This window comes from Acidovorax sp. NB1, from assembly GCF_005405905.1.
GTDB lineage: Bacteria > Pseudomonadota > Gammaproteobacteria > Burkholderiales > Burkholderiaceae_C > Acidovorax.
In genome coordinates this window covers 167,956-183,966 of record NZ_BJHU01000030.1, presented here as the reverse complement: position 1 = coordinate 183,966, position 16,011 = coordinate 167,956, and the positions used below count along the sequence as shown (strand labels likewise).

Annotated in this window: 23 protein-coding genes; all 23 read left to right on the top strand. The window is 64.6% G+C overall.

The annotated features are described in order from the left end of the window. Positions 1-64 precede the first annotated feature (64 nt). On the top strand, positions 65-310 hold the full coding sequence (locus AvAM_RS15985; protein WP_137747965.1) for a helix-turn-helix domain-containing protein: 246 nt from the start codon (positions 65-67) through the stop codon (positions 308-310). Further along, entirely contained in the window at positions 311-724 is a 414-nt protein-coding gene (locus AvAM_RS15980; protein WP_137747964.1) for a hypothetical protein, read from the top strand. It begins immediately after the preceding gene. A gap of 26 nt (positions 725-750) precedes the next feature. Beyond that, positions 751-915, top strand: coding sequence for a hypothetical protein (locus AvAM_RS25715; protein WP_171012261.1), 165 nt, complete (start codon positions 751-753; stop codon positions 913-915). 8 nt (positions 916-923) lie between these two features. Continuing rightward, positions 924-1,988: a hypothetical protein gene (locus tag AvAM_RS15975; RefSeq protein ID WP_137747963.1), complete on the top strand. Its 1,065-nt coding sequence runs from the start codon at positions 924-926 to the stop codon at positions 1,986-1,988. After that, positions 1,985-2,455: a hypothetical protein gene (locus AvAM_RS15970; RefSeq protein ID WP_137747962.1), complete on the top strand. Its 471-nt coding sequence runs from the start codon at positions 1,985-1,987 to the stop codon at positions 2,453-2,455. The genes AvAM_RS15975 and AvAM_RS15970 overlap by 4 nt, the downstream gene beginning before the upstream one ends. Then, complete coding sequence (locus AvAM_RS15965; RefSeq protein ID WP_137747961.1) at positions 2,446-2,775, top strand: hypothetical protein; 330 nt, start codon at positions 2,446-2,448, stop codon at positions 2,773-2,775. Before AvAM_RS15970 ends, AvAM_RS15965 begins: the two co-directional genes overlap by 10 nt. Continuing rightward, positions 2,772-3,308 (top strand): hypothetical protein, encoded by a 537-nt coding sequence (locus AvAM_RS15960; RefSeq protein WP_137747960.1) that lies wholly within the window; start codon positions 2,772-2,774, stop codon positions 3,306-3,308. The genes AvAM_RS15965 and AvAM_RS15960 overlap by 4 nt, the downstream gene beginning before the upstream one ends. After that, a complete protein-coding gene (locus AvAM_RS15955) occupies positions 3,305-3,661 on the top strand; it encodes a hypothetical protein (protein ID WP_137747959.1) in 357 nt (118 codons plus the stop codon). The genes AvAM_RS15960 and AvAM_RS15955 overlap by 4 nt, the downstream gene beginning before the upstream one ends. After that, positions 3,651-4,319, top strand: a complete 669-nt coding sequence (locus AvAM_RS15950) for a hypothetical protein (protein ID WP_137747958.1) — start codon at positions 3,651-3,653, stop codon at positions 4,317-4,319. Before AvAM_RS15955 ends, AvAM_RS15950 begins: the two co-directional genes overlap by 11 nt. Then, entirely contained in the window at positions 4,312-4,647 is a 336-nt protein-coding gene (locus AvAM_RS15945; RefSeq protein ID WP_249368168.1) for a hypothetical protein, read from the top strand. Before AvAM_RS15950 ends, AvAM_RS15945 begins: the two co-directional genes overlap by 8 nt. Further along, positions 4,644-4,874: a hypothetical protein gene (locus tag AvAM_RS15940; RefSeq protein ID WP_137747956.1), complete on the top strand. Its 231-nt coding sequence runs from the start codon at positions 4,644-4,646 to the stop codon at positions 4,872-4,874. Before AvAM_RS15945 ends, AvAM_RS15940 begins: the two co-directional genes overlap by 4 nt. Positions 4,875-4,978: 104 nt before the next feature. Next, on the top strand, positions 4,979-5,380 hold the full coding sequence (locus AvAM_RS15935) for a hypothetical protein (protein ID WP_137747955.1): 402 nt from the start codon (positions 4,979-4,981) through the stop codon (positions 5,378-5,380). After that, positions 5,377-5,961, top strand: a complete 585-nt coding sequence (locus tag AvAM_RS15930; RefSeq protein WP_137747954.1) for a hypothetical protein — start codon at positions 5,377-5,379, stop codon at positions 5,959-5,961. Before AvAM_RS15935 ends, AvAM_RS15930 begins: the two co-directional genes overlap by 4 nt. Beyond that, complete coding sequence (locus AvAM_RS15925) at positions 5,958-6,674, top strand: phage antirepressor KilAC domain-containing protein (protein WP_137747953.1); 717 nt, start codon at positions 5,958-5,960, stop codon at positions 6,672-6,674. The genes AvAM_RS15930 and AvAM_RS15925 overlap by 4 nt, the downstream gene beginning before the upstream one ends. Before the next feature lie 10 nt (positions 6,675-6,684). Beyond that, a complete protein-coding gene (locus tag AvAM_RS15920; RefSeq protein ID WP_137747952.1) occupies positions 6,685-7,095 on the top strand; it encodes a hypothetical protein in 411 nt (136 codons plus the stop codon). A 39-nt stretch (positions 7,096-7,134) separates the two neighbouring features. After that, complete coding sequence (locus AvAM_RS15915; RefSeq protein WP_137747951.1) at positions 7,135-8,112, top strand: terminase small subunit; 978 nt, start codon at positions 7,135-7,137, stop codon at positions 8,110-8,112. A gap of 1 nt (position 8,113) precedes the next feature. Continuing rightward, on the top strand, positions 8,114-9,820 hold the full coding sequence (locus AvAM_RS15910) for a terminase (protein ID WP_137747950.1): 1,707 nt from the start codon (positions 8,114-8,116) through the stop codon (positions 9,818-9,820). A gap of 10 nt (positions 9,821-9,830) precedes the next feature. Next, entirely contained in the window at positions 9,831-12,119 is a 2,289-nt protein-coding gene (locus AvAM_RS15905) for a hypothetical protein (protein ID WP_137747949.1), read from the top strand. 44 nt (positions 12,120-12,163) lie between these two features. After that, entirely contained in the window at positions 12,164-12,733 is a 570-nt protein-coding gene (locus AvAM_RS15900; RefSeq protein WP_137747948.1) for a hypothetical protein, read from the top strand. Then, complete coding sequence (locus AvAM_RS15895; RefSeq protein ID WP_137747947.1) at positions 12,730-12,972, top strand: hypothetical protein; 243 nt, start codon at positions 12,730-12,732, stop codon at positions 12,970-12,972. The genes AvAM_RS15900 and AvAM_RS15895 overlap by 4 nt, the downstream gene beginning before the upstream one ends. A 96-nt stretch (positions 12,973-13,068) precedes the next feature. Continuing rightward, entirely contained in the window at positions 13,069-13,359 is a 291-nt protein-coding gene (locus tag AvAM_RS15890; protein ID WP_137747946.1) for a hypothetical protein, read from the top strand. A gap of 257 nt (positions 13,360-13,616) precedes the next feature. Beyond that, positions 13,617-14,660, top strand: a complete 1,044-nt coding sequence (locus tag AvAM_RS15885) for a hypothetical protein (protein ID WP_137747945.1) — start codon at positions 13,617-13,619, stop codon at positions 14,658-14,660. A 56-nt stretch (positions 14,661-14,716) separates the two neighbouring features. Next, positions 14,717-16,006, top strand: a complete 1,290-nt coding sequence (locus tag AvAM_RS15880; RefSeq protein ID WP_137747944.1) for a DUF4043 family protein — start codon at positions 14,717-14,719, stop codon at positions 16,004-16,006. Positions 16,007-16,011: the final 5 nt, after the last annotated feature.

Here is a 16,011-nt window from a genome sequence, read left to right as displayed (position 1 = left end):
ACTGCTATGCCTTCAAAATAGCGGCGATATTGACGTTGAATCCTAGCGGCGCTACTATCGCCGTATGCACAACCTCAAGCCCATCCGAGACCGTCTCGGGATCACACAGCAAGCGATGGCAGATGGCATCGGTTGCACACAAGGAAACATTGGCCACTACGAGCGGGGCCAGACCCTCCCGCCCGAAATGGCGCGCAAGCTCATTGAGTTTTGCGCTACCAAGGGCCTGCACATCACCTTTGACCATGTTTACGGTGACGCAGCGCTTGGCGCCTGCAAGGCCGCCCACCCAGTCAAGGAGGCCGCATAGATGGCCGCCCCGCTGACCCGAAAAGAGCAGGCCATCGCGGACCAGATCCGCGCTCTCCTGGCCCAGCTCCCCCCCGATGGCGTGACCCGTGTTCTCGCGGACGTGGAGGAACACCTCGATTCCGATGACGACCAGGGCCCGGCATTCAGCCGTGGCATTGCTGGCCCCCTGGGCAAGCTGGAGCACTCCATCAAAACGAAGGTGGACGAGCACACCCATGCGCTGTTTCTGCGCCAGTGCTCCCTGCAGAACACCGACGCATCGAACGAGCTGCGCAATTGCGTCTATGCCCTTGTCCACGGCAAGAGCTACGACCAGATGGTGATTGAGAAACTGAACCATGCCGTGCAGCGTACCGAAGCGCTGACCAAGCTCATAGGGTCTTTTGGGGGCCCCGAATCGGGGATGCGCTGATGACCCTCTGGAACCGCGCAAAGCCCTTGAACCAACCACCTGGCTTCCGCCGCGTGGGGCACACCAACACCCACTCAGCCCCGGCTGACACACCGGAACACCACGCGGCGCGCGCACTGCAGGCCGCCCAGCATGGGCGCGAGCTGGCAGTCAGCCGCCAGGGCGGACGCCGCGCCGTGGTGCGGGGGTAGGCCGACCCATGACACAGACACTCCCGTGGTTCCGTGCGTACACCAAGATGGTGGACGACGAGAAATTGCGCCTGCTGGCGTTTGAAGACCGCTGGCACTTCATCGCCATCCTGTGCCTCAAGGGGCAGGGCGTGCTCGATGCCAACGACCCGCTGATGATGCGCAAGGCCGCTGTGAAGATGGGCCTGGATCTGCGCAGCCTGGAAGAGGTTGCGCGGCGTCTGGCCGAGGTGGGCCTGATCGAGCAGGCCACCCTGCAGCCCATCAAGTGGGAAACCCTGCAGCAACGCAGCGATGCAGACCCCACCGCAACCGAGCGCAAGCAACGCCAGCGCCAGCGTGAACGCGATGCCGCCGAGGCTTTGAAGAAGGCCAACGGTGAAGCGCGTGTTGCAGCCCATGGCGAGGACGCAAACGCCACCGATCAAACCGGCGTCACAGCAGAGTCACGCGTGACGGTCACGGATGCGTCACGCGTGACTGGTCACGAAGTCACGCGTACAGATATAGATAAAGAAGGAGATACAGATAAAGAAGATCTGTTAACTACTCCACCTTCTGTTGGTGCTCAAAACTCGGAAGCGGCGCCTTCGGCTTCGCCCGCAGAGCCCACTGCACCCGAGGGCAAGAGCCGCAACGGCAAGCGCCTGCCAGAGGACTGGAAGCTCCCGAAGAAATGGGGCGACTGGGCTCTGCAGGAGTTCACCGTCCTGACCGATGCCGAGGTGCGCGCGCAGGCTGCCACCTTTGCCGACTACTGGCACGCCAAGGCAGGCAAGGACGCCCGCAAGCTGGACTGGGAGGCCGTCTGGCGCAACTGGATTCGCCGCCACATGGAGCAGCGCGGCCGAGGCGCCAGTGCCAGCCGCGCTCCCGATCCTGAAACCCCCACCGAAACCTATGCCCAGCGCGCTGCACGCCAGCGCATGGAGGAAGTTGCCCCGGGCGTTGCCCGCAAGACCCCGGCGGCCGAGAGCGGCTTTGAGGCTGCACAGCGCTTCATCGCGGGTGGGGCGGTCATCGACGTTCAGGCGCGCGATGCCGCGCCGCGCATTGAAGGAGCTGCAGCATGACAAACCCTGATTTCATGGTCGTCATCGACGCCATTTTCGAGAAGCTGGCCGTGCGCTATGGGCACGACTGGCTGCGCCAGTGGGACGGTGTGGACATGGCGTTTGTCAAAGCCGACTGGGCCGAGGAACTGGACGGCTACGCCAACAACCTGGAGCCGCTGCGTTACGCCCTGCGCCACCTGCCCGAGCGCTGCCCGGCGAACGTGGGCCAGCTCAAGAAGATCGCCAACCTGTGCCCCCCGCCGGTTTTCAAGGCGCTGCCCGCGCCGAAGGCCACGGAGGCTGTGGTGTCTGCGCAGATGGCCAAACAGCTGGAACTCAAGCAGGCGTTGGCGCCGAAGGCCGACGAGAAGGGCTGGGCGCGCGCGCTGGTCAGCCGCAGCGAAGCCGGGGAGAAGATCCGGCCGTACAGCCTGCTTTGTGCACGCCAGGCCCTTGGCCTGGAAGGGCGGACGGCATGGCAGTGAGCAACTTCATGCAGGAGGCGAACGCCATTGCGGCTTCGCTGCGCTCCCAGCCGCCGTTGCGCGGCCGGGCGAAGGCACCAGGTCTGCGGTCCGCAGCCACTGAGCCCACCGCCCGCAATCTTGACGTGCTGGCCTACGCGCGCGATTTCTTCGCGGAAAACGATCAGTTGCCAACCATCAAATGCATCCGCGAGCACTTCGGGTGGACCTCTGACAACGCAGCCGATGCCCATGTGCAAGCGCTGATTCGCCACGGAAAGCTGGAGCGCAACGTCCTGGGCAAGCTGCGCTTCGCCCGCGAGAAGGACGGTGCGCAGTGAGAACGCTTGAAGAGATCAAGGGCCGCTGCGTCATCACCGACGATGGCCACTGGCTTTGGCGTGGGGCATTGCGCCACGACGGCCGCCCCAACATTTACGCGCCCGACTACACCCGTGCAGACGGCGGCTTGCGCACTCAGTGCGGGATGCGCGCGGTATGGCATTGCGCCAACAAGAAGGCCGTGCCGGATGGCTTTCGCGTGTTCGGCACCTGCGATGAGCTGGCCTGCTGCAACCCGGCGCACATCAAGTGCACCAGCGTGGTGGCCTATGGCGCCTGGCTGCAGGCTACCGGCAAGCTCAAGGGGCAAACCACCCGCATTCTGGCAAACCGGGCGATTGGCCGCCAGCGGGCTCTCCTGACCCCGGAGCAGATCCTCTACGTGCAGACGAGCAAGAAAACCGGGGTTGCGCTGGCCGACGAACTGGGGGTGAGCACTTCGGTGCTGAGCAAGTACCGCCGTGGTCAATCCATCGCGGTGCGAGCAGACGGCGGGCTGTTTTCTGCCCTGATCTCTGGGGGCCGCGCATGAACGTGGTGCAGATCATTTTGCCGTGGCCGCCAAAGGAGTTGAGCCCGAACGCTCGCATCCACTGGAGCAAGTTGGCCAAAGCGAAGAAGGCGTATCGCGCAGCCTGTGCTTGGACTGCAACTGAGCAGGGCGTACGGCGCCTGCAGGTCGAAAAGCTGCATGTGTCCCTGACGTTCTACCCTCCAACACGTCGCGCTTTCGACTTGGACAACGCTCTGGCACGCATGAAGTCGGGTTTGGACGGCCTCGCTGATGTGCTGGGCGTGGACGACAAGAACTGGAGCTTGAGCATCGCCCGAGCTGGGGCAGTTGGCGGGATGGTGAAGGTGGAGGTGCGCCCAAATGAAGTCTAAGCACCTGGATATCGCGGGTCAGCGGTTCGGTCGCCTGCTGGTGATGGCGCGTGATGGGAAGAGTCCGAATGGGAACGCGCGCTGGTTGTGCGCATGTGACTGCGGGGCATCGACGGTTCGTGCGAGTGCCTCACTGCGCTCGGGTGTTGCGCTGTCGTGTGGGTGCCTTCGCAAGGAGCGTGTTGCCAATGCGAATGTGGAACGCCTGTATCGCCATGGTGAGACTGTCGGCGGGAAAGACACCCACACCTATCGGGTGTGGCGCGCGATGGTGGCACGGTGCACGAACCCAAAGAACGATGCGTTCCAGTGGTACGGAGGGCGCGGCATTTCCGTCTGTGATCGCTGGATGGTCTTTGACCATTTCCTGGCTGATATGGGAGCAGCGCCAGATGGAATGTCCATCGACCGCACCAACAACAACGGGGACTACGAGCCCAACAACTGCCGGTGGGCAACCAAGCTTGAACAGGCGAACAACACTCGGGCCAACGTTTTCCTCGAATGGCGGGGGGAGACGCACACCATGGCCCAGTGGTGTCGCAAGCTTGGTCTGCGTGTTGGAACAGTGCATAAGCGACTGAAGATGGGCTGGTCTGTTGACCGCGCGCTTGGGGTTTCGCCGTCAATCTATCGCGATGGAGCACGCCGTGGCTGAGCACCTGACCGACCCCAACAAGGCCGTTGACTACCTCATCGAGCACTCGCGCAAATACGCCCAGGCCAAGGCCGACCGCGTGCACCTGGAGCACTTCCGCAAGAGCAAGAAGGCGCTGCTCATGAACGAATGCACCGACAAGGCCGTGACCGCGCGCGAGCAGTACGCCTACAGCCACCCTGACTACATCGCCCTCTTGGAGGGCCTGCGCGAGGCTGTGCGCGTGGAAGAAACGTTGCGCTGGCGCCTGACCGCCGCCCAGCTGCGCGTGGAGGTGTGGCGCAGCGAGAACGCGAACAACCGCCGTCAGGAAGGAGCCACGCGGTGAAGCGAGCACATCCAAAAGATACGCCCATCCGAGCAATGCTCGTTTCCCCGCGACAGTTTTACCTGTTCGCCTTTGGACACGATGGCGTGGAGCAGATCGAAGAAGCCCGCAAGCGCCTTTCCGACCTGGATCTGTTCCCGGAAATCCCCGTGCTGACGCTCAACGTGCTGCGTTGCGAAATGGGATGGCCTGCAGCAGGGCTGCAGAAGCGAGGCCGCGCATGCTGACCCGCCGCACCCCCCTCAAGCGCACCGCTTTCCAAGCGCGGCCACGCGCCAAAAAAACAGAGGAAAACCGAGAGCAAGCGCTTATGCGGCGGGCGCAGGCAGCTATGAATTCTGTAGTGCCTCGTGCCGCTGTCGTGTGTGGCTGCTGCACTGCCGCCCCCGTGCCCAAGGCCGCGCCCCTGCGCAGCGAGAAGTTCCGCCGCGCCGTGGCCAGCCTGCCGTGCGCGCACTGCCACATCGAAGGCTACAGCCAGCACGCCCACGAGAACGAAGGCAAAGGTAAGAGCCAGCGGCTGGACGACCGCCGCGCCATGCCTCTGTGCTGCACCCGCCCTGGCATCGAGGGATGCCACGTTGCTTTCGACCAATACCGCCTGGTGCCCGGCGGCCGCCAGGCGCATGTGGCCCTGGGCCGCGCCATGGCAGCCAAGACGCGCCGCCAGATCAACGACCTTGGCCTGTGGCCCGCAGGAATCCCGCAGTTCAACGAAGACGAGGAAGCATGACCGAAACCACCCAGCAACCTTTTGCAGCTGCAGAGCAAGCCGCCCCCGAGGCCCCCAAGGCCATCACCAGCACGCAGCGCATCTTCGATGCAGTACGCGACCTGCGCGAAGTGGACCAAATAGCCACGCGCGAGACGGTGGCCGAGCTGACCGGCTTGAAGATGTCAGTGGTCGATGACCGCCTGCGCGCCCTGGTGGACGACGGCAAGCTCAAGCGCGTGCTGCGCGGTGTGTACGAGCTGGTGGAGACGTTCCCGCCGCCGCGCCCGATCTACTGCGGCATCCTGCCCAACGGCTTGGTCAAGCTGGAAGTGGGAGATAGCGTTGATACCTATACGCCAAGCGAAGCGCGCCGCGCCGCCCGCCTCCTGGGCGGCTTTGCGGAGGACGCCCGGGTAATCGAAAGCAGCCGCGCTCACCTGTTCCTGGCCACGGAGCTGGCCGCCAAGGTGGAGTCTCAGGGCCGCGAGCTGAAAACCTTGCGCGATCTGCTGCGCAGCAAGCTGGACGCGCGCCAGATGGATCTGTTGGGTGTCTCCGGCCCGGAGGACGCCGAATTTCGTAAAGGGAGCAAGGGATGAACACGCTGATGACGACGGTGGATGCCAACCGGACCATGACCAGCATTGAATTGCTGACCATCATCAACGCAGCCCGCGCCCAGTTCGGAGAGAGCGAGGTCCGCCGCAACGACTTCCACGCCCGGGTGCGCGACGAGCTGGAAGGCGAGCACTACGAAACTTTCGTAGTGCCCAATGGCAACGGCACCACCTCCGAGGCTTACCGCCTGACGCTGCGCCAGTGCATGTATGTGGCGATGCGCGAATCCAAGGGGGTGCGCCGGAAAGTGCAAGACAAACTGGAGCGAGGTGCCGTGCCGCAGAGCTTCGCCCAGGCCCTGCGCCTGGCAGCCGAGCAGCAGGAGCAGATCGAAATGCAGAAGGCCGCCCTGGAAGCCGCCCGCCCGAAGGTGGTCTATGCAGACGCCATGCTGAACGCTGATGGCACGGTGCTGGTGCGCGACGCGGCCAAGACCATCGGCGTGCCTGTGCGCAAGCTGGAGAAGGTGCTACGCGAGAAGGGCGTGATCCTGCCCGACAACGCCCCGGCCGCGCGCTACGTGGCCCAGGGCTACTTCAAGGAATCGCTGCATCACTTCGACACGAAAACGCGCGGGCGCCAGCTCAGCCGCGTGGCGCGCGTGACGGGGCGGGGCTTGGAGTTCCTGCGCCGCTTTGTGCAGCGCCACGCCGAGCTATTCGCCGGTACCGCCCGCAGCAGCGCCGCCGGGTAGGATTGCGCCCATGACCATTTCAGCCGAGCAACAGGCCCGCGACATGCTGGAGCGCATGGGCATCGAGAACGCGCAGAGCCTCACAGCCGGGCAGCTGGTGGAGCTGGCAAACCTGATTGCCGCGCGCGCTCAACCCGAGCAGGGCGCGATGCTGGCGCTCTACACGGGCGCGCGACCGGACCACCCAGAAGATGCCGACGAAGCCCGGTGCATCGCCAAATGTTGCCCCAAGTGCTCCAGCCCCATGGCTCCTGGCCACGCCATGGAGTCCACCACGGCACCCGCATCCCATCCTGATCACCTGACCGACCCGGCAGGCCGTGGGACAACACTGCGCCCCAGCGGCCCCGGGCGCATGGTCCCCGTCATGAAGTGCACAGGCTGCGGGTACAGCCGCACACTCCCGCACCACCCAGCATAGGGTTAGGCCAATCCCCCATGCCCCGGAAGACTCCCGGGCATGGCCAAACCCCCGGCGGGCAAGAAGCCCGCACCCCCCAGCAAGAAGACCACCACCACCAAGCCTGCAGCCCCCAAGAAGGCCGCAGGCTCTGTCACGCCTGCCCGTAAGGCAGCACCGGCCAAGAAGGCGCCTGCAGCGCGCACCAAGCCTGCCAAGGTCAAAGCCCAATCCGCACCCCAGGCAGAACCGGCACCCATCACCGAACCCACCGACTCCGTACTGACCGACAAGCAGCAGCGCTTTGTCGATGAGTACATGGTGGACATGAACGCCACCCAGGCGGCAATTCGGGCCGGGTACAGCGCACACACGGCCAACGAGCAGGGCTCCCAGCTCTTAGCAAAACTTAGTATCCAGCGCGCACTGAACGCCGCCCGCCTACAGCAGCAGGAGCGCACGCAGATCACCGCCGATGGAGCGCTGCGTGAGGCGTGGAACATCGCCACTGCCGACACCCGCGAGCTGGTGGAGCTGAAAACCGGCTGCTGCCGCTGCTGCTATGGCGAGGGCCACAAGTGGCAGCGCACCGTGGGCGAAATGAACCGCGACCGCGAGAAGTGGGTGGAGAAGGGCAACAACCCCGCCGAGTTCGATGAGCAAGGCGGAATCGGCTTCAACCCCTTGCGCGCCCCACACGCCGAGTGCCCCGAGTGCGGCGGCGACGGACATGCGCGCGTGGTGCTCAAGGACACCCGCAACCTGAGCGCAAAGGGCGCCGCGCTCTATGCAGGTGCGAAGCAGACCCAGTTCGGCATCGAAGTGAAGATGCAGGACAAGTCGGCCGCGCTGGAGAAGGTGTTCAAGCACCTGGGCCTCTACGAGAAGGACAACCAGCAGAAGACCGACCCGCTGGCCTCGCTGCTGCATCGCATTGCTGCGGGCAGTGGAAACGGGTTCAAGCCTGTGGCCGACGACCCAGAGCGCCCGGCATCCAGCCTGCCCATGCAGCCGGACGAACCCGACGACGGGAGCTGACATGGCAAAGGCTCCCGAGGCGCAGATTGAGGAAGACGACAACGAATGGGTTGCTGGCCCAGGCGACGAGTCGTCTGGCCTGGACACCAAGCTGTGGCCTCACCAGCCGCGCGACCTCAAGCGCGTGCGCGTGCAGCCCGCTGTGCGCATGCCCAAGGATGAGGAAGAGCTGGCGCGCTGCCTTGCTGATCCAGAGTGGCGTCTGTTCAGCGGCGCCCTGTACCAAATCATCGTGAAGGGCGAGAACGACGAAGAGTCGTTCGTGAAGCCGTTCATTCCCAATCGGGCGCAGCGGCGGTTCATCAAGCGCCTGTGGCATCGCAACATCATCTTGAAGGCTCGCCAACTGGGCTTCACGACCCTGATTGCCATCCTGTGGCTGGATCACGCCCTGTTCAATGGCAACCAGCGCTGCGGGATGATTGCCCAGGACCGTGAGACGGCCGAATCCATCTTCCGGGACAAGGTGATCTTTGCCTACGACCACCTGCCCGAGGAAATCCGCGAGCGCTTCCCCCTTGCACGCGCGAGCACGAAAGAGATCCGTTTCGCGCACAACAACAGCAGCATGCGAGTGGCCACCTCCGTGCGCGGTGGCACGATCCATCGGCTGCACGTGTCCGAGTTCGGGAAGATTTGCGCCAAGTTCCCGCACAAGGCCAAGGAGGTGATGACCGGCTCTATCCCTGCGGTGCCGCTATCCGGCATTCTGGTGATCGAGTCCACCGCCGAAGGGGCGAATGGGGAGTTCTACGAGCTGTGCACGCGGGCCGAGGCGCTGCACCACGCTCACCAGAAGCTCACGCAGCGGGACTACCGCTTCCACTTCTATGCGTGGTGGCAGGAGCCCAGCTACCGCATGGACGCGAGCGCTGTGGTGGTGCCGGATGCCCTGCATAAATACTTCGATGACATCGAGGTGGAGGCCGGTACCACGCTGGACATGGAACAGCGGGCTTGGTACGCGGCGACCCAGGCTGCCGACTTCCCGGGGCGGGAAGAGCGCATGTGGCAGGAGTACCCATCCACCCCGCGCGAGGCCTTCCAGCAGTCCACCGAGGGCCACTACCTCACCAAAGCCATCACCGAGCTGACCAAGCGCGGTGGCATCACCAGCGTGCCGGTGTTGGATCTGCCCGTCTACACGTTCTGGGACATCGGCAACAGCGACGGCTGCGCCATCTGGTTTGCCCAGCAGCTGCGCGGCGAAGACCGCTTCATCAACTACTACGAAGAACACGACGAAGACCTCAAGCACTACGTGCGCCACCTCCAGGGCCTGGGCTACGTCTTCGGCAAGCACTTCCTCCCCCACGACGCGGACCACAAGCGCCTGGGCGACACGAACCGCAGCACCAAGCAGCTGCTGTCAGCCCTGATGCCCGGCCACAAGTTCGTGATCGTGCCGCGCGTGACCCAGCTCATGACCGGCGTGCAGACCCTGCGCAAGCACATGCGCGGGGCCTGGTTTGACCGTGATGCCTGCGCCTTCGGCATGGAGCGCCTGCGTGGGTACCGCAAGAAATACAGCCAGGCCATGGCCAAGTTCCTGGACGAGCCGGACAAGAGCAACAAGTGCACCGAGGGCGCCGACGCCCTGCGCCAGTGGGCCCAGGCCAAGGAATCGGGCCTGTACCAGCCATCGGACGACGCCTACGGCACCGATGACAAGTTTGAAATGCCGCCGCCCCCCGACTGGCGGACGTGAAAGCACCACCATGCAGACCACCACCACCCCACGAGCCACCGAAGAACTGACGGACGGGCGCGACGAGCCCATCACGCGGGACGAGTTCGCATCCATCGTGCGCGAGAGCCTGGCGCAGCCACCATGGCGCGCCCAGGCCGACATGGAGGCCGACTACGCGGACGGCAACCAGCTCAGCACCGATCTGCTGCGCCGCATGAAGGAAATGGGCATCCCGCCCGCCAAGGAGAACATCATCGGTCCGGCCATCCGTGCCGTGTGTGGCTTTGAGGCCAAGACGCGCACTGACTGGCGCGTTACCCCGGACGGCGACCCAGGCGGCCAGGACGTGGCTGACGCGGCCAACTTCAAGCTGAACCAGGCAGAGCGGCACAGCAAGGCAGACCGCGCGCTGTCGGCGGCATTCAAGCCCGCGTGTGCCGTGGGCATCGGCTGGGTGGAGGTTTCGCGCTCCAGCAACTCGCTGGAGTACCCCTACAAGTGCCGCTACATCCACCGCAACGAAATCTGGTGGGACATGAAGGCCATCGAGCCCGACCTGTCCGACGCGCGCTGGCTGTACCGCCGCCGCTGGATCAGCCGCACCCGCGCCGCGCGCATGTTCCCCGACCACGCCATCGTCATCATGAACGGCGCGGACAAGTGGATTTCCGAGTTCGGCATCCAAGAGCTGGAGGGCGGCCAGTCCACCGGCCTGCACGCGGCAGCCGAGGCACACCGCGCCTGGACGACGGTGGAGGACGCCTACTACAACGAGGAAAACAAGACCGTCTGCATCACGGAGCTGTGGTACCGCCGTTGGGTGACGACCGTGATGCTCAAGATGACGGACGGGCGTGCGGTCAAGTATGACGAGGCGAACGAGCTGCACCGCGCGGCCCTTGCGCTGGGGCGTGGCAAGCTGGTGGAGGAACTGGTACCCGTGGTGCGCCGCAGCTATTGGATGGGCCCGCACTGCCTATTCGACGGCCCGAGCCCATATCCACACCCCCACTTCCCCTACGTGCGTGTGATTGCCGCCCAGGAAGACATGACCGGCATCCCGTTCGGCCTGGTGCGCGACATGCTTTTCCCGCAGGACAACCTGAACAGCACGATCTCCAAGCTGCGCTGGGGCATGTCGGCGGTGGAGACGATCCGCACCAAGGGCGCTGTAATCATGTCGGACGCGCAATTCCGGCAGATGGCGTCCCGCGTGGATGCCGATTTCGTTCTGGACCCGGAAGCCATGGAGGCTGGCGGCAAGTTCGAGCGCAAGCGCGACTTCCAGCTCAACGCCCAGCAGTTCCAGCTGATGCAGGACTCGCGCGCGGCTGCTGCTGGCGTGTCGGGTGTCACCCCATCCTTCCAGGGCCAGCAGGGCACGGCCACCAGCGGCGTGCAGGAGCAAACGCAGGTGGAGCAGTCCCAGGTATCGCTGGCCGACCTGATGGACAACTTCAAAGATGCCCGCGCCATGGTAGGCGAGCAGCTGATGGCCCTCATCATCGAGGACATGGGCAAGGAGGAAACCGTTGTTGTGATCGAGGGCGATGTGCTCAACGCGCCCCGCACGGTGGTGTTGAACAAGCCCGAGGTGGACCCCATCACGAACATCGTGCTGCTGAGCAACGATGTGCAGCGCACGCGCCTCAAGGTGGCCCTGGAGGATGTGCCCAGCTCCAGCAGCTTCCGCGCCCAGCAGCTCAACGCGCTGTCCGAGGCGGTCAAGGCCGCGCCACCGGAGATCCAGCAGGTGGTGATGCCCTTCATGATCGACCTGATGGACTTGCCCCGCAAGAAGGAGGTGGTGGAGGCCATTCGCAAGGCCCAGGGCCAAGCAGACCCCGAGGCCATCCGCAACCAGGTCAAGCAAGAGCTGATGTACGACCTCAAGGAGCGCGAGCTGACCATCAAGGAGTCCGAGAGCGATGCGCGCATCAAGCAACTGATGGCGCAGGCGGTGCAAACTGGAGTGCAGGCTGCTTTCTCTGCTATGCAAGCAGGAGCGCAGGTGGCCCAGATGCCGATGATCGCGCCCATCGCGGACGAGATCATGAAGGGGGCGGGCTACCAGCGGCCCACGACGGGTGGCGACGACCCGGATTTCCCGACACCGGACGTGACGGCCGCCATGAACATCAAGAACCCGTACATCCAGGGCGGCGGCGGGGCGGCGGCCACGCCCGAGGCAGAAGCGGAAGGCGCGCCTCCCGTGCGCGAGAACACCAGCCCGGCATTCCCACCCGTGCCGCAGGAGGCAGAGCAGGGCATGCAGGGTATGGAGACACCCGCCGTGGCCGACAACCTGCCGCAGTGAACCACCCGGCATAGGGTGATGGCATTTCGAGGATGAGCCGGAGCATGGAGCTTTCCAACATAGGAGTATTCATGTCCGGCAACCCCATCCCCACCGACATCGACGCCATCGAGGCGCGCGTCAACGAAGTCATCAACGCGGCCATGAGCCGCGCCATCAACGAGCGCGATGCTCTGGTGCGCAGCTACAAGGACGCTACCAGCAAAGCAGACACGATGCGTAGCCGCCTAGCAGACGCCTCCGAGCGCATGAGCCGCATCGAAAGCCGTATTCACGGCGACGATGCGGAGTCGCTGCAGCGCATACAGACGCTGAGCAGCCAGGTGGAGGACGTGTTGCGCCTCGTGGCACGCATCAAGGACCACCGCGCCATTGGGTGCGTGGAGCTGGTCGGCAAGGAGGTGACTATCGTGGGTGGGAAGCAGCGCATGGCGGCTGCCGGGCTCAACGAGGACGGATTGATGGTGTGTTTCTACGAGCACGAGGACGCGGTGGGCGTTCAGGAGATTGCCATTCCGCTCCAGGCACTGGTGCTTGCAGATACGCAAGTCGCCACGAAGACGGTACCTGCAAAGGCCCGCCCGGCGCGCGCCGTTCGTGGGGTGGGGAAATGAGCTCGCCCGAGTTCCGCCTGTCCATCGACGTGACGGTGCGTGGTTCCAGCGCTGGCGGCCAAGGTGTCGCGCTTTCGCCTGTGGTTTGCGACGCGCTGCAGGAGCTGGTGAACCGCCTGGACTTCCGCAACGGGACCATCGAGCCAGGCCGCGTCATCACACATCAGCGCGACCACCGCGATCTGACCGTGACTGTGGACGTGAGCACGCTTCGGGTTGACGGCCGCTGCCCGGCATAGGGTGCAGCGATCTGGCGCCGTGGCTTGACCATGAGGCCCTACCCGCAACGGCCAGGGTTTCGCCGCAGCCACGGCACCATCACAGGAGTTCCAGCCATGTCCCGTACTTCTCGCCTCTTTGCCATCGCCGCCATTGCCTGCGCTGCTGCTGCAGGCGCCTTCGCGTCGGTCGCCGTCGCCTCGCGCGACTATGTGGTGACCGCCGTCCATCGCGCCTGGGGCTTCGTGACCGATGGCTTCCGCGTGAGTGCGGAGGTGCAGCGGGCCAGCCCCAGCCAGGACAAGCCGCGCGTGAAGCTGGTGGCGGCCAAGGCGTTCATCATGTGCCTGGCCAAGCGCGAGCGCCCCCGCGTGACCCCGTTGTGGCGCATGTGCCCGTCCACATAACGCCGACCACCCCTGAGAAAGCCGCCCGCCGAGGCGGCTTTTTTGTGCCCGCCCAGCATAGGGCAGAGGGTTTTTGCCACACCTGGGAATACTCGTTTGCAAGCCCCCCGCTGTGAAGCGCCGGGCGATACCGCACCGCTGTGAAGCGGAGCAATCCCGCAGCAGGAGAGCGGAAAGCCAGGGCGATGGCCCTGGCCATCCCTCGAACGCATGCCCAGTCAGGCCCAGCCGGATAGCTGGGATGGAGCACGCAGCAAATGGCACTCACACCTGCCGAACTTCTCGAAAAGGCCCTCAACGGCGAATCGTTGGATGACGATGGCGCTGGCGAAGGTACGACTACCACCACGAACACCCAGGAAGACCCCAAGGACAACAACGCCGAAGGCGCAGCGGATGCTGCCAAGACCGGCGCGGCTGACCAGGGCAAGGCCACGGGCGGCACTGGTGCAACCGAGGACGACGAGCCCAAGGGCGCGCCGATTGCCAGCAAGTCTGGCACCTACACGATCCCCTGGGAGAAGTTGGAGCAGTCCCGCGAGCGCAACAAGACGCTCGAAAGTGAAAACGAGTCCTTGCGCGCTCAGGTGGCAGAGCTGACCGCCAAGCAGCAGGCGAACCTGGGGAAGGCCGAGGACAACGCACAAGCCCGCGCGGATGCCGGGAAGGCGCAGACCCAGGCTGACCAGAACCTTGAAGCCGCGAAGACCGCCATGGGGCAGGGTGTGGATGCATCCCTGTTCGGCAACTTCTCGGAAGAAGACATCGCCAAGGGCATCGCCACCCTGATGGGCCGAACGCACGAAGCGCTGCGCGAGGAATTGCGCACCGAGTTGCGCGAGGAAGCCGCCCGCGAGTTGAAACCCGTCAAGGACCGTGAGGCCGAGCAAGCCCAGGACAGCCACTACAGCGCGATCTACGAGAAGCATCCCGATGCGGACGAGATCGTGCAGTCGGTGGAGTTCAAAGCCTGGCAGGCCAGCCTGCCTGGCTTCCAGCGCGGCGCTGTGGCTGCCGTGTTCGACACCGAAGCGGGCGGCACTGCTGCGGAAGTGATTGAAGTTTTTGACACGTTCAAGGCGCAGACCGGCAAGGCCGCAGCGCCAGCCGCTCAGGACAAGGGCAAGCCACCGGAGGTGCAACGCCGCGTCCCCAACTCGCTGTCGGAGGCATCGGGTGAGCAACACCAGGACATGGCCCAGCAAGTGATTGCTTCGGCTGGTGCAGACCCCAACGCGCTCATTGAGCGCATGCAGGACATGACGCCCGAGCAGATCGAGCGCGTGCTGAACGCCATTTAGTTTTGAAACCGGGCCGCTCGTGATGAGCCGCCCCCATCCCATCGAAGGAGTTCACTATGAACAGCCACGTACCGGCCGGTTCCGACAAGGGGCAGTTTGTCCAGTCGGCTGGCATGTTTGCCCTCGCAGAGAACCGTGGTTCTCGCCTGGGCCAAATGTCCGGCCCACTGCCCAAGGGCGAGGGGAAGGTCGCGGAAATGATCCGCAAGCAGTCCAGCTCCGATTTCCCCATCGTGAAGTGCATGGACTTGTCGCGCGGCACTGGTGACGAGGTGGAATTCCACTTCGTCCAGCCGACCAAGATGCGTCCCACCATGGGCTCGCGCATGGTCGAGGGCAAGGGCAAGGGCCTGGCATACGAGAAGGCCCGCATCCGCGTGGACCAGGCTCGTATCCCTGTGAAGCTGGGCGACACCATGACGAACATCCGTTCGGCCGTGGACTTCACCCGCTTGGCCCGCCCGGTCGGCCAGTCGCATGCCAATGCGTACCTCGACCAGTCGATCCTGACCCACATTGGTGGTGCTCGTGGCTTCCACGACAACATCGAGTGGCGCCTGCCCACCGAAGACGATCCCGACTTCGCGGAAATGCTGGTGAACCCGGTGAAGGCCCCCACCAAGAACCGTCACTACCTGGCTGACGGTACCAACGGTGTGAAGGCTTTCTCCGTGAGCGCTGGTGAAGTCGCGCTGGCTACCACGGATGACCTGAACATGACCGTGGTGGACGCGATCCGCACGCTGATCGAGTCGCTGCCGCTGCCACCTCCCGCCGTGAAGATCCCCGGCGACGTGGCCGCAGAAGACGAGCCTCTGCGCGCGCTGATTCTGTCCCCAGCGCAGTACCACGCCTTCGCGCAGGATGACGCTTTCCGCAAGTTCCAGGTGGCGGCCCTGAACCGCGCTGCGAACGCGAAGCGTCACCCCTTGTTCCTGGGCGAGGCTGCACTGTGGAACGGCATCCTGCTGCTCAAGCAGCCCAAGCCGATCCGCTTCTACGCGGGCAACACCATCCGCTACGCCGCGAACTACACGACCGAGAACGAAAACACCTGCGTGGTGCCCGCCTCGTTCGGTACCACGCACGCGGTGGACCGTGCCGTCCTGCTGGGTGGTCAGTCGCTGATGCAAGCCTTCGCGGCCTCCGGCCTGTCGGGCATGCCGTTCTTCTGGAACGAAGAAACCTTCGACCACAAGGACAAGCGCGAGCTGATGATCGGTGTGATCCAGGGCCTGCAGAAGGTGCGCTTCGCAGTGGATCAGGGCGAAGGCACGAAGCACTGGACCGATATCGGTGCCATGGCCATCGACACCGTGGTGAAGCTCATCCCCGGCGAACGCTGATAGGC